The organism is Hymenobacter terrigena (assembly GCF_054776515.1).
Genome location: NZ_BAAHBU010000005.1, coordinates 266,765 through 284,947 on the forward strand (window position 1 = coordinate 266,765; position 18,183 = coordinate 284,947).

16 protein-coding genes are annotated in these 18,183 nt (G+C 62.0%); 10 read left to right on the plus strand and 6 right to left on the minus strand.

What is annotated here, in order from left to right; genetic code table 11:
• Nucleotides 1–32 precede the first annotated feature (32 nt).
• The 4 genes from ACYU7Q_RS20365 to ACYU7Q_RS20380 form a co-directional block, all read right to left on the minus strand.
• Nucleotides 33–836 (minus strand): inositol monophosphatase family protein, encoded by an 804-nt coding sequence (locus ACYU7Q_RS20365; RefSeq protein ID WP_460611298.1) that lies wholly within the window; start codon nucleotides 834–836, stop codon nucleotides 33–35.
• 102 nt (nucleotides 837–938) lie between these two features.
• On the minus strand, nucleotides 939–2,666 hold the full coding sequence (gene lnt / locus ACYU7Q_RS20370) for an apolipoprotein N-acyltransferase (RefSeq protein ID WP_460611299.1): 1,728 nt from the start codon (nucleotides 2,664–2,666) through the stop codon (nucleotides 939–941).
• Nucleotides 2,641–3,408 (minus strand): 16S rRNA (cytidine(1402)-2'-O)-methyltransferase, encoded by a 768-nt coding sequence (gene rsmI / locus ACYU7Q_RS20375; RefSeq protein ID WP_460611300.1) that lies wholly within the window; start codon nucleotides 3,406–3,408, stop codon nucleotides 2,641–2,643. Before rsmI ends, lnt begins: the two co-directional genes overlap by 26 nt.
• 87 nt (nucleotides 3,409–3,495) lie before the next feature.
• A complete protein-coding gene (locus ACYU7Q_RS20380) occupies nucleotides 3,496–3,744 on the minus strand; it encodes a 4a-hydroxytetrahydrobiopterin dehydratase (RefSeq protein WP_460611301.1) in 249 nt (82 codons plus the stop codon).
• A 123-nt stretch (nucleotides 3,745–3,867) separates the two neighbouring features.
• On the opposite strand from ACYU7Q_RS20380, the gene ACYU7Q_RS20385 reads away from it, so the two are divergent.
• The 8 genes from ACYU7Q_RS20385 to ACYU7Q_RS20420 all read left to right on the plus strand — a co-directional run bounded on the left by ACYU7Q_RS20385 (nucleotide 3,868) and on the right by ACYU7Q_RS20420 (nucleotide 13,867).
• Nucleotides 3,868–4,371: a hypothetical protein gene (locus ACYU7Q_RS20385; protein WP_460611302.1), complete on the plus strand. Its 504-nt coding sequence runs from the start codon at nucleotides 3,868–3,870 to the stop codon at nucleotides 4,369–4,371.
• A 53-nt stretch (nucleotides 4,372–4,424) separates the two neighbouring features.
• Nucleotides 4,425–4,640, plus strand: coding sequence for a hypothetical protein (locus ACYU7Q_RS20390; protein WP_460611303.1), 216 nt, complete (start codon nucleotides 4,425–4,427; stop codon nucleotides 4,638–4,640).
• 148 nt (nucleotides 4,641–4,788) lie between these two features.
• Nucleotides 4,789–5,487 (plus strand): metallophosphoesterase family protein, encoded by a 699-nt coding sequence (locus tag ACYU7Q_RS20395; protein WP_460611304.1) that lies wholly within the window; start codon nucleotides 4,789–4,791, stop codon nucleotides 5,485–5,487.
• A 552-nt stretch (nucleotides 5,488–6,039) separates the two neighbouring features.
• Nucleotides 6,040–8,583: an autotransporter outer membrane beta-barrel domain-containing protein gene (locus tag ACYU7Q_RS20400; protein ID WP_460611305.1), complete on the plus strand. Its 2,544-nt coding sequence runs from the start codon at nucleotides 6,040–6,042 to the stop codon at nucleotides 8,581–8,583.
• A 351-nt stretch (nucleotides 8,584–8,934) separates the two neighbouring features.
• Nucleotides 8,935–9,483 carry a Riean_0653 family protein gene (locus ACYU7Q_RS20405; protein WP_460611306.1) on the plus strand — a complete coding sequence of 183 codons (549 nt, stop codon included), beginning with the start codon at nucleotides 8,935–8,937 and terminating at the stop codon, nucleotides 9,481–9,483.
• Nucleotides 9,484–9,500: 17 nt separating this feature from the next.
• On the plus strand, nucleotides 9,501–10,049 hold the full coding sequence (locus tag ACYU7Q_RS20410; protein WP_460611307.1) for a Riean_0653 family protein: 549 nt from the start codon (nucleotides 9,501–9,503) through the stop codon (nucleotides 10,047–10,049).
• Between the two features lie 26 nt (nucleotides 10,050–10,075).
• Entirely contained in the window at nucleotides 10,076–13,270 is a 3,195-nt protein-coding gene (locus ACYU7Q_RS20415) for a T9SS type A sorting domain-containing protein (protein ID WP_460611308.1), read from the plus strand.
• A gap of 111 nt (nucleotides 13,271–13,381) precedes the next feature.
• Nucleotides 13,382–13,867, plus strand: a complete 486-nt coding sequence (locus ACYU7Q_RS20420; RefSeq protein WP_460611309.1) for a hypothetical protein — start codon at nucleotides 13,382–13,384, stop codon at nucleotides 13,865–13,867.
• 306 nt (nucleotides 13,868–14,173) lie between these two features.
• Here the strand turns inward: ACYU7Q_RS20420 and ACYU7Q_RS20425 are convergent, their stop codons facing one another.
• Both ACYU7Q_RS20425 and ACYU7Q_RS20430 read right to left on the minus strand, forming a co-directional pair.
• On the minus strand, nucleotides 14,174–14,971 hold the full coding sequence (locus ACYU7Q_RS20425; protein WP_460611310.1) for an anti-sigma factor: 798 nt from the start codon (nucleotides 14,969–14,971) through the stop codon (nucleotides 14,174–14,176).
• 177 nt (nucleotides 14,972–15,148) lie between these two features.
• The gene (locus ACYU7Q_RS20430; RefSeq protein ID WP_460611311.1) at nucleotides 15,149–15,670 is read right to left on the minus strand and encodes an RNA polymerase sigma factor; all 522 of its coding nucleotides are present in this window, start codon (nucleotides 15,668–15,670) and stop codon (nucleotides 15,149–15,151) included.
• Nucleotides 15,671–15,781: 111 nt separating this feature from the next.
• On the opposite strand from ACYU7Q_RS20430, the gene ACYU7Q_RS20435 reads away from it, so the two are divergent.
• On the plus strand, nucleotides 15,782–17,074 hold the full coding sequence (locus ACYU7Q_RS20435; protein ID WP_460611312.1) for a serine hydroxymethyltransferase: 1,293 nt from the start codon (nucleotides 15,782–15,784) through the stop codon (nucleotides 17,072–17,074).
• Between the two features lie 166 nt (nucleotides 17,075–17,240).
• Nucleotides 17,241–18,119, plus strand: coding sequence for a twin-arginine translocase subunit TatC (tatC, locus tag ACYU7Q_RS20440; protein ID WP_460611313.1), 879 nt, complete (start codon nucleotides 17,241–17,243; stop codon nucleotides 18,117–18,119).
• The last annotated feature ends 64 nt before the right edge of the window (nucleotides 18,120–18,183 follow it).

Genomic DNA, 18,183 nt, shown 5'->3' on the forward strand with positions numbered 1-18,183 from the left:
GATAAACTAAGCGGGAAAAAGAATAGTTTGCGCTACTGCCAGAACTGACCAATGGTCGCCTGCATCTCGGCGTGAATGAGTTGGTTGCTGGCCACTATTTCGCGGCCAAACAATGGGTCGCCATCCGTGAGAAACTGGGTGACGTGGCCGCCTGCTTCACGCACCAGCAGGATGCCGGCCGCTACGTCGTAGGAATTCAGGTTGAATTCGAAGAAGCCCTCGCAACGCCCGGCAGCCACGTAGGCCAGGTCGGTCGCGGCGGAGCCGAGGCGGCGCACGCCGTGGCTCAGCGTGAAAAATGCGCCGAGGATTTGCAGGAAGGCGTCCATCTTGCCGAAGTCCTTGTAGGGGAAGCCGGTGGCAATGAGCGAACTGTTGAGCTCGGTCACGTCGGTTACGCGGATGGGCTGGTTGTTGCAGAAGGCGCCGCCGCCGCGCACGGCCCGGAAGCTTTCGTCGCGGCCCACCTCGTGCACCACGCCCACTACCAGCTCCCGGTGCTGCGCCAGCGCCACGCTGATGCAGTACACCGGCAGGCCGTGTACGAAATTGGTAGTGCCGTCGAGCGGGTCGATTATCCACACGAATTCCTCGGTGTGGGCATCGGGACCGGCGGTGCCCTCTTCGGTGATGAAGCCGGCTTCGGGCAGCAGCTGGCGCAGGCCGGCCACGAGGCGGCGCTCGGTTTCCTGGTCCACGTAGCTCACGAGGTCGTGCACGCCCTTGTGCTCAATTTTGGCGCGGTCGAATATGGCCGCTTCTTCGCGGATGAATTCGGCCGTGGTGCGGCACAGGGCGGCGAGGTCGTGGGATAGTTGGGTGAAGTCGAGGGGCATGATTGAATAAGCCGAACGGCATGGAAACGCGGCACTTCGCGTTTCGTCGTTGCTAAAGTTGTGGAATTTCGTGCTGTGTTCTTTCTCAACCTTGCCGTTCAACTAACTTGGGCGCAGGTTCTTATTGCGCCAACCCTGCACGATGGCAAATATCAGCATCAGCACCGCCAGCCCCTGCGCGCCGCGCCCAATCAGCTCGCCGAAGCGCACGTAAAACGTCGCTTCGTCATTGAGGTGCACGGTGGCGCGGCTAGCGGTCGGAATCCAGGCTTTTTCGCGTTGGGTAATTTCGCCTTTCTGGTTGATGAAGCCGGTGAAGCCGGTGTTGGCGGAGCGGGCCAGGTCGCGGCGGGTTTCGATGCAGCGCAGCTGGCCGTAGCTCAGCAGCTGGCGGTAGCCGGGCGAGTCATGCCACCAGGCATCGTTGGTGACCAAGCCCAGCAGCGTGGCCCCGTTGTGCGCGTATTCGCCGATGAAATCGCCGTAGATGGATTCGTAGCAGATGACCGGGGCCACCCGCAGGGCTGGCGCGTTGGCCGGAGCCGGGTACACGGTGCGCTCGGGCTGGCTGCCCACGCTGCCCACGGTGCCGCCCAAGTCGATGTGCGCGATGAGCGAGGCCAGCACGGGGGGAATCTTCTCCACGCCGGGCACTAGGCGCGACTTGTGGTAAAACACCACCGGCGCGGTGGCATCGGCGAAGAAGGCACCGGTGTTGAAGAAGTCATAGTAGCCGAGGTCGTCGCGGTAGCGGGCGGTTTCGCTGGCTGCCTCCTTGTTGGGGTAAGAGCTGAGGGTGGTGATGCCCGTGAGCAGCGCTACGCCGGGGTGCCGCCCCAGCCATTCGCGCACGCGGCGGATTTTGGGGTTGCTTTCGATGGTGTTTTCCCAGTAGGGTTCTTCCAGCGCGGTTTCGGGCCAGAGCACGAGGCGCGTGGCGGGCGTGAGGTGCTGCTCGCTGAGTGCCAGCAGGCGCGTGAGCTGCTCGTCGTAAGGGATGAACCTGGGGCCGCCTTCGAACTTCTCCACGTAGGGGTCGAAGTTGGGCTGGACCACCACCACCTCGGCCGTTGGGCCTTTTTCGTGGTAGGAAGCACCAATGAAATACGACACGCCAATAGGTAAGGCGATGGCTAGTAGCGGCACCGCCAATGAGGTGTGCAACTTGATAAACGAGCCGGCCGCCGTCTGAATATTCGCGGGCGCTTCTGCTTCCTGAAGTCCGTCGGCTGACCTCGTGTAGAACGTAGCAACCGGCAAGCGTTTCAATATCTCATTGAAAAACAAAAGGTTCGCCGCCCACACCCACACCGAGCCGCCCAGGAAGCCCGTGTACTCATACCACTGCACCCACTGCGGCGCGGCTGCAAAGCCGTTGCCCAGCGTGAGCCAGGGCCAGGTGATGTCCCAGTGCAGGTGCAGCTGCTCAAATGCAATCCAGTAGATGGGCAATGAGAGGTAGCCCCAGCGGTTGCCCAGCCGCTTCTTGGTTTGGCGGAAGGCCATGAGTGGCAGGCACATGAGCAGTGCATTGAGCACCACGGCGGCGATGCCGGCGGCCAGGTCAGCGTAGCTTACCCACCAGGTAGTGAGGGCGTTCCAGAGCACCAGCATGAGGTAAGTGCTGGCAAACACGCGCCCTTTGCGGGCACCCGTCAGCGTGAGCTGCCGCTCCATCAGCAGGTATGGCACCCAGCCGATGAACAGCAGCGGGGCCAACCAGGCCGTGGGCCACGGGGCCCAGCCGCCGCTCAGCAGCAGCGCACCCAGCACGGCCAGTACCAGCGGCCGTTGGAGCAGCGGGCTAGTCTTCGTAGTCGGTGTCGTCATCGTCGTCGGCAGCGCGACGGTAACGGTCTTCGCGGCCGGGGCGGGGCTCGCGGGGGGGCGGGGCAAGGTTTCCTTCGACGACAACGACAATTTCTCCTTTAATAGCAGGCCGGGCCGCGAAGTCAGCCTCCAGGCTGGCCAGCGTACCGGTCACGGTTTCTTCAAACAATTTAGTCAGCTCACGGCTGACCGAAGCCGGCCGCGTTGGCCCCAGCACCTCGGCCAACTGGCCCAGGGTCTTCACGATGCGGTGCGGCGACTCGTAAAAAATCATGGTCCGGGTTTCCGAAGCCAGTTGCTGCAAGCGCGTCTGCCGGCCTTTCTTCACCGGCAAAAAACCCTCGAACGTGAACCGCTCGGCCCCGAAACCCGATTTCAATAAGGCCGGCACGAAGGCGGTAGCGCCCGGGAGGCACTCCACACCCAGGCCCCGCGCCAGGCACTCGCGCACCAACAGAAACCCGGGGTCGGAGATTCCCGGCGTGCCGGCATCCGAAATCAAGGCCATGGTTTCGCCTTTCTCCAGCCGTTCCAGCAGACGCGGCACCTGCTGGTGCTCGTTGTGCAGGTGGTAGGAGAGGAGGGGCTTTTTAATGTTCAGGTGCTGCATGAGGCGGCCGCTGGTGCGGGTGTCTTCGCAGAGCACGGTGCCTACTTCCCCCAGAATGCGGATAGCCCGCAGGGTGATATCTTCCAGATTGCCAATAGGCGTGGGCACGAGGTACAGAACCGTGTTGGGCATGGCGACAAAGGTAGCGGGTTGGAGGAATGGTAGTCGTTTGTCATTGCGAGTGGAGCGCAGCGGAACGCGGCAATGGCAAACGCCTTCTTATTGCACCGCGTACCGCGCCGCCACGGCATCAATGGCCGCCGCCAGCCGGTGGTCGCGCGGGGTCACGGTGTTGCCCGCGTCGTGAGTGCGGAGGCGGAATTCCACCACGTTGTACTCGTTGCTGAACCAGGGGTGGTGGTCGAGCCGCTCGGCTTCGGCGGCTACTTCGGTGAGGAAGGCGAAGGCCGTTTTAAAATCACTGAACCGGAAGCTGTTGCGCAGGCTATTATCGATGTTGTTCCACATGATTTCTGCTATATTTAAGGATTGAGAAAAACCGGCGTGAGCAGGGCGGTAGACAACCCAAATGCTTAAACCAAAGTACACCTTTCCCTATTCGCACCATCACTTCTTCACTTCTCAACTCCCATGGCCATCGACCCCAACAACCGCCCCATCCGCGTCATTAACGACGACACGACCAACGAAGAAATGGAGGCCGGCCATCACATTCCCAACGCCGACCCGCCCAAGAATGAAGCTGCTCGCGGCGGTTTTGGCAACCGCGACGGCAAGGAAGGGTTCGGCTCCGACACCTCGGGCGGCGAAACCGCCGTGGGCGTGAACGAAACCGCCGACAACATGAGCCCGCCCGCCGACAACATGCGCTCGCAGGACGAAGGCCGCGCCGGCCGTGCCAACCAGGACATGCCGCCCCTCGACGACTACACCGACACCATCGTGCCCAGCGGCCGCCCCGTCGATGAGCTCGACGTGCACGACTTCCGCCCCGGCGTGGATGAGATGCTGAACCCCAACTCCCGCGTGGGCATGGGCCAGATGGAGCCCCGCCCCATTCAGCCCATCACCGGCACCGATACCAACGCCGAACTGACCGACCCCAACGCGTCGGATTCGGCCATCGACCAATAACGCCCCGGCCGGTGGCCGGCTTTTCTTTTCTCTCACCTTAATCTTCTTTTGCTATGTCTACGCACCATAATGACCAGAAAACCGGCGAGCATCCCGACAAGCGCAATCTGGAAGGCAAACCCAAAGCCGATGCGCTGCCAGTAAACTCCGCCGACGAGCAAACCGAAGACCAACTCGAGCAGGATGCCCTCGACGCCGGCCAGCGCCACCCCAACCGCAGCTACGACAAGCCCGACCTGGACAAGCCAGCCTACGGTGGCGGTCACTAGCCCCCAGCCTTTTCGTTTTTAGGCAGTACGTCATGCTGAGCGCAGTCGAAGCCTCTTTACCACGCCAGTAATTCGTTTACTATTGCGGTAGAGATGCTTCGGCTCCGCGCAGCATGACGTTTTTTGTTATCCTCCTAGTAATTCGCCCGTGAGCCGCTACGCCACTACCGACCTCCACGGCTGCCTGCATACCTTCCGCTACTTGGTGGAAGAAGAGCTGAATCTCAGCCGCAAGGATGAACTCTACCTGCTGGGCGACTACGTGAACAAAGGGCCCGACAGCCGCGGCGTGCTCGACTACCTGATGTGGCTGCAAGCCGCCGGCTACCAGGTGCACTGCCTGCGCGGCAACCACGACCAGGCCTTGCTCGACGCCGCCCGCCACCGCTGGCGCTGGGACTGGCTGGGGCCGCGCGGCCGCCTGCCCACGTTGCGCAGCTTCGGCGTGTCGCGCCTTTCTGATATTCCCGCGTCCTACCTCAACTGGTTGAATGGCTTGCCTTATGAGATAGAATTGCCTGATTTCATGCTCGTGCACGCTGGCTACAACTTCGCCCTGCCGCCCGCCGAGATGCGCCAGGACTACACGACCATGCTCAACACCAAAAGCTATGTGTACGACCCCGTGCGGCTGGGCGGCCGCCGCCTGCTGCACGGCCACGTGCCCACGCCCACGGCCCAGGTGCGTGCCAAAGCGGCCTTGCATCCCGGCGCGCTGGGCCTCGATACCGGCTGCGTGTACCGCCACAACCCCGAGCTGGCTCACCTCGCCGCCCTCAACCTTGATACCTGGAGACTAACCCTGGTGCCCAACCGCGAGCCCGCATACACCATCGGCAAGCGTTAGCTCCGGCCGAACTCCGAACGCTCTTATTCCAAACCGCCCCTGCTCGTACCGGCAGGGGCGGTTTGCATTATGACTATGCCAAGGAAGGCGTTTTGTAGATGTTGCCGGAGTGGTATGATATTTTTGCTTTTGTTAATATTTAAATAATTATAAAATATGCACCTCGTCTTACTGCGTCCGATTACGGACTGTGGCTACTGATTGGATTTAGTTGAAAGGGCAAAATAATTGAAATAATAAAAAAATAATGGCACCAATAATTGATATTCATAGGATGATGAATAGAAAATAGAATTGGAGTTGGATTATGTCTTTGAGTAATTGAATGAGTTGTTGCGCAGGGCAGTGAGATGGTTTACGTTTGATAAATACTATTAATGATAATTGGCTGTGAGGCTTTCGAACTTTGTATGATACAACATGAAGAATATAGTAAATATGGTTATACGGGGCTGATGGTGAGCGCGTCAGCAGTGCGAAAACTTTCCTGAACAGTACCAAACGAATGTCAGGCAACTTATCGAAATGCTTTTTTCATTTTTCTTCTACTATATGAAACACTTCGTCTCTTCTTTTCCCCCGGCGCATTCATTCGGAGCATTGCCGGCCCAGCCGTGGTGGGTGCGCCGGCGCTGGCAGCTGGTGGGCCTGCTGCTGAGCCTGTTGCTGATGCTGGGGGTGCGGGCGCAGGCCAACGTGATTGTCACGGTGGGCGCCGGCGGTGCATATTCCACCATTGGTACGGCATTGGCGGCCGTGCCTTCGCCCCTCACGCAGCCCTACGAGCTGCGCCTGCTCGATGCCGCCTACACCGAAGACGTGCTGCTGACCAAAACCGGCTCGGCTGAGAACCCGCTCATTATCGGGCCGGCGGCGGGTGTTAGCACTGTGCTCACGGGCACGCTCACCTTCGGAGCCGGTAGCACTTTCACCAGCCTGAATGGCAACAACGGTACGATTTCCCGCGCGCTCACGCTACGCCAGCCCAGCCTCACCGACCCGGCCGTGGTGTTCAGTAACGACGCCTCCAACAACGAGGTGCGCGAGGCCATCGTGCTGGGCTCGAATACGCTGCTGACCAGCGGCGTGGTGGTGGTAGGCGGCGGCCAGACCAGTGGCAACGACAACAACACCATCATTCAGTGCTTCGTGGGCAACGCCGACCCGGCCCAGCTGCCCGCCAACCTACTGTATGCGGCCAGCGCGGGCGGCGGCACCAACGATAATTTCAGCCTGCTGAATAGCCAGCTGTTCAACTTCAGCCGCACTGGCGTATTCGTTGGGGCCGGCAACGGCGACCAGTGGACCATCAGCGGCAACAGCTTCTACTACAACGCTACGGCCGTGCCCGTCACGGCCCAGACGGCCATCGACTTCCGGCCTGGCTCCGGGGCCAACGGGGCGCTGGTGAGCAGCAACTTCATCGGCGGGCGCACGGCCGGGGCCACCGGCGGCATTTGGGAAAACGCAGGCACCCAGAACTTCAAGGGCATTGTGCTGAGCTGCGGCAACAGCACTACCCTCACCAACCAGGTAACCGGCAACACCGTGCGCCAGGTGAGCCTGACCGGTGCGGGCAGCAGTGCCGCCCTCACGGCCATGGGCGTTGCGGCCGGCCGCGCCGAGCTCACCGGCAACACCGTTACGAACGTGACCAACACCGGCACCAGCGGCGTGAACAGCCTCGTGAGCCAGGCCACCACCATCCTGAACTCGTTTTCGGTGAGCAGCGGCCAGCTCATGGTGGTGGAAAACGGCCTGACCGTGGTGCTGGGCGACCTCACCAACGCGGGCATCCTCAACCACACGGGCGGCGACATTCTCATCAACGGCAACTTCACCAACACCGGCACCTTTGCCCAGACGCTGGGCGACCTGGAGGTGAAGGGCAACATGCTAAGCACCGGCCAGTTTACCTGCTCCACGGGCAAGGTAAAGCTGACCGGGGCCGGTAACCAGACCGTGAGCGGCGGCCTCTACTTCAACCTGGAAGTGAACGGCGGCGGCGTGAAAACCTTCACCGACGACGCCGAGGTGTACAACGGCGTGCAGATGCTCAGCGGCATCCTGGCCACCGGCCCTTACCGCCTCAAGATAGACCCGCTGGCCAACCTCTCTGAAACCGACGCCAGCTACGTGCTGGGCCGCGTGGAAGTGCGCCGCCTGCCCGCCGAGGGTGTGCTCGAAGACTTTGGTGGCGTGGGCCTGACGATGCTGCCGGCCGTGGCCTCCACGCTGCCGGGCCTCACGCAGGTCACGCGCATCACGGGTACCGCGCCGGTGGGCGTGGCCGGCCACCAGGGCATTCTACGCTACTTCGACATCAGCGCGCCCACCATCACGGGCCTCAACCTGGGCCTGACTATGAGTTATTTCGCCCACGAGCTGAACGGCATCGCGCCCGCCAACCTGCGCTTCTATAAGTCGGTGGACAATGGCGTGACCTGGCAGAATAAGGGCCTCACCAGCGCCGGCAGCGGCTTTGCCACGCTCAGCAGCGTGAGCGGCTTCTCGCGCTGGACGCTGGGCGACGTCAACGCGCCGCTGCCGGTGGGGCTCACCGCCTTCCGGGCCGAGCGCCAGGGCGCCGATGCGGTCCTCACCTGGGCCACTGCTACTGAGCAGAACAACCACGGCTTCGGCCTTGAAGTCTCGACGGACGGCCACGCCTTCAAGCAAATTGGCTTTGTGGCCGCCGAGGGCAGCACCAGCGGCGCCCCCCGCGCCTACCGCTTCGTGGATGCCGCCGAGGGCAAGGCCGGCCCCCGCTACTACCGCCTCCGCCAGGACGACCGCGACGGCACCGCCCACTACTACGACCCGCAACTGCTGCGCTTCGACGCGGCCCCGGCCACGCTGGCCGCTTACCCCACGCAGTTCGGCCCGGAACTGACCGTGGCCCTGAACCACCCCACCGCTACCACCGCCACCCTGCGCCTGCTCGATGCCATGGGCCGCGAAGTGTGGCAGCAGGAACAGCCCCTCGCGCCCGGCGCGGCCCCCATGCGGGTGCAGCCCACCTGCGCGGCCGGCCCCTACATTCTCACGGCCACCGTAGGCGGGCAGGTGCTGCGCCAGCGCGTGGTAAAAGACTGAGGCGAGGACTGCGCCCCGCGCGTTTCCGCCTGTTTCCCGAAGCCCCGGCTGCGTCAGCGGCCGGGGCTTCTCGTTGGGTTTTGGTTTTGGGGCGATGTCACAATTGCGAGATTTTATGCGACTCAGGCGTGGGCCAATGCCGTGCATAAGCCTGCTTGCGGATTCAAAAGCCCACCAATAGGGATGCCGCTGGGGGCTTGGTGCAGCCAGCAAGTGCTAAAAATCGATGTCTGAAACAGCGCAATAGTGTCCTTTTATGGAGGGGCAGAACCGCCGTGTTTTACCGACCTGTTGGCCGTACCTTCCTCCCGTGGCAATTGCCGCTACTTTCACCGCCAACCCCGTCCGCTCATGAAAACTCGCAAGCTCCTCTTATACCTGTGCCTGGCCACGCTCACCCAGTGCAGCAAGTGCAAGAACGACCCCACGCCCGCCGACCCGGCCAGCCAGTTGCCCCCCGCCACCCAGACCGGGGCCAACACCTTCGGCTGCCTCGTCAACGGCCAAGCTTTCACTCCGCAAGGCAACACCGGAACTAGCAACTTCAACGCATCCTACGACCCGACTTTTAGCGGCGGCACATTGGATATCAGGGCTTACAACTGCTCCGGCGACTGTACCAATGCCAAGCGTACTGTCCTTCTTGGCGGGGAAGGGATAAATAAGGTTGGCACTTATCTACTGGTATCCAATGGGCCGCAATCAGCTTCATTCTTCGACAGGAGCAAGGCCCTTCCTTGCAACGAGTACGATGGCAGTGGCGGCGCTTATGTAAATGGAACCCTCATTATTTCACGCTTATCAGGCGGGATTGTCTCTGGTACTTTCAGCTTCAAAGCCGCCCAGTCCGGCTGCGATACGCTCAAAATTACGCAAGGGCGCTTCGACGCCAAATTCTAACGCCCATCTTCCCGCCCATGACCCGCAAGCTTCTGCTCTACCTGTGCCTGGCCACGCTCACCCAGTGCAGCAAGTGCAAGAACGACCCCGCACCCGCCGACCCGGCCAGCCAGCTCCCGCCCGCTACCCAGACCGGGGCCAACACCTTCGGCTGCCTCGTCAACGGCCAGGCTTACACGCCAAAAGGCAATAATGGTATGAGTAATTTGTATGCCTCTTACGACCCAATTTTTAGAGGTGGGGCTTTAGGAATTGAGACTTACCGAGTAGAAGGTGGGGGGCTCACTAAATACCTAAGTATAGATGCTGCCCCGGCAAATACTCCGGGTAATTATTCCTTGAATTTAGGTACGGGGATTGGAGAGATACTTTATTCCAGCGGTGGGGCACAACCGTGCGGTTTTATGTATGATAGTCGTGATGTGACTTACAGAAAGGCGACGTTAAAAATAACACGATTTGATAAGAACAGTCGAATCATAGCCGGGACTTTTGACGCAATAATTGCGCGTACTGGCTGCGACACGCTCAAAATCACGCAAGGGCGCTTCGACGCCAAATTCTAATCCTTTCCACCATTTTTTCCAAACGTATGAAAAAGACTACCCTGCTTTTGTTCGTCTGCTGGTTCCTGGCCCTGGGCCGAGTGGCCGCTCAGAGCGGACCGCCCCGCGACTCGGTGCGGCTGTACCTGGATAATATGTTTGCTAACCTGGACCCGGCCCAGGTCCCCACACCCTACCTCGAAGAATACGGCTTCCGCTTCGCGCCTCTGCGGCTGTTTGCTGGCACCTTGCAGGATTCTAACCGCACCACGGCCACGCTGTGGCGGCTGCTCTACGCCAGCGTACTCAGCGGCAATATCAACGGCCCGTGCAACCTGCCGATGTTGCCCGACCTCAACGCGGCCTTGAACACCCAGGCCACCGCTGGGCCCGCCATCCCGGTGCTGGTGCAGCGCCTCAACTACGCCGCTCTGCGCCCCGATGCCGTGGCGGCCGGGCTGCTCACCGGGCAAAACGAGCAATTGTTCGACGTGCCCGGCCGCACCCAAAGTCCCTATCAGGTCCGCACCCTGTTTGCCGCCGCGCCGGCCCGCAGCACCGCGCCCACCGGCGACGTGTCGTTTGTGTTCGCGCCGGCCCTGCACGTGCAAAGCGGTGGTGGCAGTGTAGCGGGCATCAGCCTCGACTTCGGCGACGGCCGGGGCTACCTGCCCGTTACCTGGAACCAACCATTGGCCGCCAGCTACGGCACCGCCGGCACCAAGCGCGTGAAGGTGCGCCTTACCTACAACAATGGCAGCATCTACACCGAGGGCAAAACAGGCGGGGCCAACAAGCTGCAGCCGCCCCTGCCGCAGTACATAAGCTACGAGAGCCACTTTGATTTGGAAGTGCTGGCCCCGGCGGCCGGCTCAACCGGGGCGGCCCGCTACGCGGTTGATGGCTTTGTACAGTCTTTCCCTGCCGTTATGGGCTCGCATTCGGGTGGCAAAGTATACGTCCGCTTTGGGGGCGCACTAGGCAGCCGCACCCGAATTACCAAGCCGCTGATTGTAGCGGAAGGGTACGACCTGTCATCAGTCGCGCCGGCTGTGCAAAGCAATATTAGTATTCAGGATTTCTTGGATGATATAAGGGTAACGGGTGGATTCAATCTATACAACGCCTTACAAAATGAATCTGGCCTCAACGGCTACGACATCATCTATATTGATTACAACAACGGCACGGACGATATTCGCCGCAATGCCGCGCTGTTTGAGGAAGTGATGCGCTGGGTAAATAACCAAAAGGTGGTAGACCCCGCTATCAGCGCCAAGCAGCAAAACGTGGTGCTGGGCATCTCGATGGGCGGGCTGGTGGCCCGCTACGGCCTGGCCGAAATGGAAAAGCGCGGCAACGACCCCACCGATACCCGCCTGCTGCTCACCCACGACGCGCCCCACCGCGGGGCCAACACTCCCCTGGGCTTGCAGGCCCTGACCCGGCAGGGGGCCGGCACCCTGGCCGGGCAGTTTATCCGGGTGTACAATAGTACCGGGGTGGCGGTGTTCTTTCCCAAGCTGGCGCTGTTCCCGATACTCCAGCAAGCCGATGACCTGCTGGATGCGCCGGCCACCCGGCAGCTATTGCTGGTGCGGGCCACGCGGCAGCTGCTGGGCCCGGTGTCCAGCTTCGGGTACGAGTATAATTCCTTCGTGAATGGCGATTACCGCACGATGATTACCCCCAATCCCGGCCAGACCTTTCCGTATGCTTTCAAGGCCACCAGCCTGGGGTCGCAGTGCGGCATCGGGCTTTTTGCGCCGCATACCGAGTTGGTTCGGATAGAAGGGGCGGGCTACATATCTGTTTTCCAGGCGGGCACGGGCCTGCATACCGAAATTATTGTGAACGCCATGCCCAATGGCGGGCAGGTGGAGCGCGTAAGCGGTTTGCGTGTCTGGCAGCAGCTAAACATATTTGGCTTCTCTCGCAAGATTTACCTGACCCGCTCCGACTACCAATCCCCAGCCGACAATCCAATAGCCTGGGATGGCCTGCCGGGAGGCACGCAGCGCATCAATGGGCAGATAAGCCTGACGCCAGGCATGAGCGCTGGCAGCTGGGGGCAGTTTCCTTTTCCGGTGTTTGGGTACAGCTTCAATGTGGCACTCGCCAATAATTTTTGCTTCATTCCCACGGCCAGTGCCCTCGACGTGCCCTTGTTCGATAACGTCACGACGCGGTCCAGCTACATCAGCAACGCAACCACCGGCCCCAGCCAACCCCTGGCCAGTCGTTTCATTGCCCAAGGGCCGGATTTCGACCCTAATACAGGTCAATCGACCAACAATTTTGAGCATCCGCGTTTTCCGGGTCGGCAGGCGCAGTGGCTGTTTAACGAGATGGAAAGCAACTTCGCCGCCAACGCACAGCTGACGTGCGCCAGTGAGTGCAGCCTTTACCCCACCACACCTTTACCCATCACCGGGCCGGACATCGTCTGCGCCAATGGCTCGGCTACGTTCACCGTCGCGCCGCCTTTTGGCGGGGTTACGGGCTGGTCCGCTTCGCCCGCCGGTCTGGTGACGCTTCCCACGACCACGGCGGGGGCCACGAGCATCTCGGTAGTACCCGCGTCGGGTAGCAGCACCGGCCTGGTCACACTTACGGCACAAATCAGCAACGGCTGCTACAGCACCACGGCCTCTCGCCGCGTCGCGGTGGGCCAGGGCTTTCTGGTTATCGACGATAACGACCAGTCGGAACGATGCGCCGAGCCTACTACCTCGTTCACACTCACCGAAGTGGTGGGCGTGCAGGGGCCTTTTACTTGGCAGGTGAGCCAGGGAACCATCCAGGCAGGGCAAGGCACCAACACCATTACGGTTTCGGGGCTGCCCGCGCAGCAATACCAGTTACTGGCCAGCGTGACCGCGCCTTCCGCTTGCCCCGGGGCCAGCGATGTTTCCGCTTCTGGGTCGCACTTTTACATTGTCGGTACGCCCGGCCAGTATTGTTCGATGCGCCCAGCTGCCCGCCGGGCCGCCCCCACGGCCACACTCTACCCCAACCCGGCCCGCGAAACGGTGGACGTGCACGTCGAAAACGCCGACGCGGTCCACCCCGTCACGGTGCGCCTGTACGACGGCTACGGCCGGCCCCGGGCCGAGCAAACCAGCACCGGCGCGGCCTCGGTGCGCCTGGCGACGGATAAGCTGCCGGCCGGGCTCTACTTCGTGCACATCCTGCGCGGCAAGGAGGTCCTCAGCCGCCAGCAACTGCGCATCGAGAAATAAGAATATTTCGCGTAGGTTTAGGACCACACGCGGGTGGCTTCGGCTCTTCGGGCCGGGCCACCCGTTTTTTTTCACGCCCTTTCTCCCATTTCATTTTACCCCCGTTTACCCATGAAACAAGGCAACCGCATTTCCGAAACCCTCAGCGCCGCCGACGCGAAGAAAATCGTGGACTTTCTGCACCAGGCCGAAGCCCTGCTGCCCTTCCTCATCACCCTACAGCCCGAAGAAAGCAAGGGCCTGCGCAACATCGGCTTCGACGGCGTGCCCTTCGCCCAGGCTGCCCTCGACGCCGTGCGGGCCGACGTGAACTTCACCCGTCGCAGCTTCGACCTGGCCGAGTTTGAAAAAGACGTGGCCTTAATGGACGGCCTGCGCGGCATCCGGGCCGTGCTTGGGCCGCTGGCCCAGAAAGTGGAGGACACCCTGCGCCTCGTGGGGGCCGACGTGATGGTGACCGCCGACGACGTGTACGAAGACCTACGCAAAGACAACGGCGAAACCGCCGCCGTGCAGGCCCCCCTCCAAATCATGAAAAAGCGCTACGCCCAGCGCCTGGGTACCGCCAAAGCCAAGCCCGCCCCCAAAGCGGCGTAGCCCCGGCCCAGAGCGGTGCCACATCGGTCCCGGGTGGTGTGGCACCACCTTAGGGTGATGTAGCACCGGTCGGCAGGTGGTGTGATACCACTTGCAAGTGGTGCGGAGCCGGTCCTGAATGGTGTTGTACCACCCGAGCGTGGTGCAACACCGGTCCCAGGTGGTGTGATACCACCCGCGAGTGGTAAAAAACCGGTTCAAAGTGGCGCAACACCACTTTGAACCGGTTTTTTATGAAGTAATGCCCCGCCAAAGCATTGCCGCCGGCGTTGCGTGATGGTCCGGCCCGGTACGCGCACCGGCCCCCTACTGCTCCGCCAGCACGCCGGCCGCCACCGCCCGCCGGGCCGTGGCGCGGTAGGGGCTGAGCGAGTCGGCGGCCACGGCACGCAGGGTGGCCAGGGCGGGAGCCAGCTCCTGGGCCTGCCAGTAGGCCATGCCGAGGTGGTAGCGGGCACGGCGGGCTAGCTGACTGGCGGCGCTGTCGTCGCTCACGCGGCGCAGATAGAGCTGGGCGGCGTTGCCCTGGCCCTGGCGCAGCAGCATCAGGCCGCGCAGGTAGAGCAGGGTGTCGGCCCCCACGTTGGCAGGGCTCACGCGGCCCAGCGAGTGCAGGGCGGCCGGGTAGTGGCCCGACTGGTACTGGTCGAGGGCTTCGGCCAGCAAGGGGCGGGTGTGCAGCAGGCCGGTAGTCACGGCGGGGCCGGGGTCGGGCTGGTAATAGGCTTCCCAGTTGCGGGCGGGGCGGGCCTGGGTGGGGCGGCTCAGGTACCAGGCCGCTACGCCAGCGGCCAGCAGGAGCAGCAGCCCGCCCACGCTGGCCAGCACCACCCAGCGGCGCTGGCGGCGCTGGGCCAGGTGGTGGGCACGGGCCAGGGCGGTGCCGCGCTCGTTCATGCGGTCGTCGAGGGATTGCAGGCGCTGGCGCAGGGTGTCATGCCCTGCCGCCCAGCGCAGGTCGGCGGTTAGTTGCTCGTAGGCGGCGTGGGCGTCGGCCAGGGCCTCGTCCTGCTCCAGCCGCAGCTCGAAAGCGTCCTGCTCGGCCGGGCTCATCTGGCCATCGGCGAAGCGTTCGAGCTCATCGAAATAAGGGCGGAGGTCCATGGGTACGGGGCGAAGGGGAGGGGGGAAGAGGGTTCTTGTAACAAAAGAACGTCATGCTGAGCGCAGTCGAAGCATCTCTACCGCAATAGTAATCCATCGAAAGAGTTAGTAGCGCGGTAGAGATGCTTCAACTGCGCTCAGCATGACGGTCAGTTGATAATCGTTCAGCCTCCTCATCTATACCACCTCGCCCGTTATCGGCTCATATCCCCCGCGCACCAGGTCATAGAGCTTGCGCAGGCAAACGCTTTTCTGGCGGCGGGCCACGGTGGCGTTGGGGAAGCCCATCTTGCCGCCCATCTTCTCGAAATGGTAGCCCCGGAAGTAGAAGTAGGTGAGCACCTGCTGGCAGTCGGTGCTGAGCTGGTTGAACTGGGTCAGCAGGCGCTGGCGGCGGCTGGCCTCGGCGGCGGGCAGGGGCTGGTGGGCGGGCACCTGGGCCGCAATGCGCTCCTGGGCCATGCCGTAGAGGTAGGCGCGCAGGTCCTCGGGCATGCGGGTGATGCGGCCGTCGGCTACGTGGTCGTAGAAATCGAGCAGCGTGTCCTGGAGCAGGCCGTGGGCTTTGTCGGCGGGCAGCTGGTGCTTACGCTGCGCCCAGCGGGCAAACAGGTGCCGGCTGCGCTGGTAAAAGTCAATCAGAAATTTCTGATTGCCGATGCGCAGTTGAGTAAGGGTTTCGGCAAGGGGGGCGGGCATAGCAGAAAGTAAAGGCCATAGCAAGTAACAACGGAAATGGGGAATAAGAGAAGGCCGCCGCTCCCCATTCCTTCATTCCCTATCCCCGCTGCCCCTATTACCTTTACGCCCATGCAAACAGCCGCCCCCGCCCGCTTCCTCGATACCGCCGTTTTCGACCTCATCGCGCAGGAGAAAACCCGCCAGACCCACGGCCTCGAACTCATCGCCTCTGAAAACTACGTTTCGGACCAGGTGATGGCCGCCCAGGGCTCCGTGCTCACCAACAAGTACGCCGAAGGCCTGCCCGGCAAGCGCTACTACGGCGGCTGCGAAATCGTGGACCAGGTAGAGCAGCTGGCCATCGACCGCATCAAGCAGCTGTTTGGCGTGCAGTGGGCCAACGTGCAGCCCCACTCCGGCGCCCAGGCCAACGCCGCCGTGATGCTGGCCTGCCTGCAGCCCGGCGATAAAATCCTCGGCTTCGACCTGAGCCACGGCGGCCACCTCACCCACGGCTCGGCCGTGAACTTCTCGGGCAAGCTTTACCAGCCCAGCTTTTATGGCGTGGAGCGCGAAACCGGGCTCATTGACTGGAGCAAAATCAAGGACATTGCCCGCCGCGAGCGCCCCAAAATGATTATCTGCGGCGCCTCGGCCTACTCCCGCGACTGGAACTACGCCGCCCTGCGCGAAGCCGCCGACGAAGTAGGCGCCCTGCTGCTGGCAGACATCTCGCACCCCTCGGCCCTCATCGCCACGGGTTTGCTCAACTCGCCCTTCGAGCACTGCCACATCGTGACCACCACCACGCACAAAACTCTGCGCGGTCCCCGCGGCGGCCTCATCATGCTGGGCAAAGATTTCGACAACCCCTTCGGCCTGAAAACCCCGAAAGGCGAAATCCGCCCCATGTCGGCCCTGCTCGATTCGGGCGTGTTCCCCGGCACCCAGGGCGGGCCGCTGGAGCACGTCATCGCCGCCAAGGCCGTGGCCTTCGGCGAAGCCTTGAGCGACGACTTCAAAACCTACACCCAGCAGGTGGCGCGCAACGCCCAGGCGCTGGCCAAGGGCTTCACCGCGCTGGGCTACGACATCATCTCGGGCGGTACCGACAACCACCTCATGCTAATCGACCTGCGCTCGAAAGGCCTCAGCGGCAAGCTGGCCGAGAACACCCTGGTGCGGGCCGACATCACCATCAACAAAAACATGGTGCCGTTCGACGACAAGTCGCCGTTCATAACCAGCGGCATCCGCATTGGCTCGGCCGCCGTAACTACCCGCGGCCTGGGCGAAACCGACATGCACCGCATCGTGGAGCTGATTGACGAAACCCTGATGAACCACGACAACGACACCCGCATCGGGCAGGTGCGCCAGCAGGTGAACGCCTGGTTGCAGGACTACCCGCTGTTCGCCTAGGTTTTTACGTATGTAGCAGAATAGTCTGTCATCCTGAGCGCAGCGAAGGACCTTATCACCGCTGAACGATTAGCAGTACCTCAACTGCTGCGAGCGTGATAAGGTCCTTCGCTGCGCTCAGGATGACAAGGCGGATTCATTCCTTATACCCTCCCATCATCCCTCCGTGCAACCTCAACCGCAACAACCAAAACCGCTGGGCGAACAGCACGAAATGTCCTTCATCGACCACCTGGAGGCGTTGCGCTGGCACATCATTCGGGCGGCTATTTCGGTGGTGGTGTTCGCCACCGGCGCGTTTTTCGCCAAGGATTTCCTGTTTCACGACTTGATTCTGGGCCCTTCTCGCCCCGATTTCTGGACCTACCGCATGTTCTGCAAGTTTGGGCAGTGGGTGCACGCGCCGGATTTGTGCATTGACAAAATCGGCTTCGTGATTCAGAACCGCGAGATGAGCGGCCAACTCACCATGCACATCAGTACCTCGTTCATCGTGGGGATTCTACTGGCGTTTCCGTACCTCTTTTGGGAAATCTGGCGTTTCGTAAAGCCCGGCTTGTACCCGCACGAGCGGGCCAACTCGCAGGGAGCCGTGTTTTTTGTATCGGTGCTGTTCATTTGTGGGCTGCTGTTCGGCTACTACATCGCCGCGCCGCTCAGCATCAACTTCCTGGCCGGCTACGTGGTCGATGCCAGCATCGAAAACCAGATTGACATGCAGAGCTACCTGAGCACGCTCACCACCATGAGCGTGTCGTGCGCCTTCGTGTTCGAGCTGCCCATGATTGTGTTCTTCCTGGCCAAGGCCGGCATCGTGTCGCCCGAAATCATGCAGACCTACCGCAAGCACGCCATTGTGGTCATCCTCATCATTGCCGCCGTCATCACCCCGCCCGATATCTCGGCCCAGATTATCGTCACCATCCCCATCCTGCTGCTCTACGAGCTCAGCATTCACATTGCCCGCGTGGTGCGCCGCGGCGACGCCGCCCGCCTCAACGCCAAGCTGGCCCGGCAAGCCGAGCGCGATACGGCCCAGCAATAAGCTTGGCATTAAGGCGGGCTAGCGGGCCTAGCCGCCGGCTTGGTACGCCTTTGCGACGCATGGA

Excerpts from the sequence above, each read along its gene's own strand:
- ACYU7Q_RS20430 (WP_460611311.1), bottom strand. The coding sequence starts at position 15,670 with ATGCCCGCCCCCCTTGCCGAAACCCTTACTCAACTGCGCATCGGCAAT.
- ACYU7Q_RS20415 (WP_460611308.1), top strand. The coding sequence starts at position 10,076 with ATGAAAAAGACTACCCTGCTTTTGTTCGTCTGCTGGTTCCTGGCCCTG.
- ACYU7Q_RS20425 (WP_460611310.1), bottom strand. The coding sequence starts at position 14,971 with ATGGACCTCCGCCCTTATTTCGATGAGCTCGAACGCTTCGCCGATGGC.
- ACYU7Q_RS20390 (WP_460611303.1), top strand. The coding sequence starts at position 4,425 with ATGTCTACGCACCATAATGACCAGAAAACCGGCGAGCATCCCGACAAG.
- ACYU7Q_RS20410 (WP_460611307.1), top strand. The coding sequence starts at position 9,501 with ATGACCCGCAAGCTTCTGCTCTACCTGTGCCTGGCCACGCTCACCCAG.
- ACYU7Q_RS20405 (WP_460611306.1), top strand. The coding sequence starts at position 8,935 with ATGAAAACTCGCAAGCTCCTCTTATACCTGTGCCTGGCCACGCTCACC.
- lnt (WP_460611299.1), bottom strand. The coding sequence starts at position 2,666 with ATGACGACACCGACTACGAAGACTAGCCCGCTGCTCCAACGGCCGCTG.
- ACYU7Q_RS20435 (WP_460611312.1), top strand. The coding sequence starts at position 15,782 with ATGCAAACAGCCGCCCCCGCCCGCTTCCTCGATACCGCCGTTTTCGAC.
- ACYU7Q_RS20420 (WP_460611309.1), top strand. The coding sequence starts at position 13,382 with ATGAAACAAGGCAACCGCATTTCCGAAACCCTCAGCGCCGCCGACGCG.
- rsmI (WP_460611300.1), bottom strand. The coding sequence starts at position 3,408 with ATGCCCAACACGGTTCTGTACCTCGTGCCCACGCCTATTGGCAATCTG.
- ACYU7Q_RS20380 (WP_460611301.1), bottom strand. The coding sequence starts at position 3,744 with ATGTGGAACAACATCGATAATAGCCTGCGCAACAGCTTCCGGTTCAGT.
- ACYU7Q_RS20385 (WP_460611302.1), top strand. The coding sequence starts at position 3,868 with ATGGCCATCGACCCCAACAACCGCCCCATCCGCGTCATTAACGACGAC.
- ACYU7Q_RS20365 (WP_460611298.1), bottom strand. The coding sequence starts at position 836 with ATGCCCCTCGACTTCACCCAACTATCCCACGACCTCGCCGCCCTGTGC.
- ACYU7Q_RS20400 (WP_460611305.1), top strand. The coding sequence starts at position 6,040 with ATGAAACACTTCGTCTCTTCTTTTCCCCCGGCGCATTCATTCGGAGCA.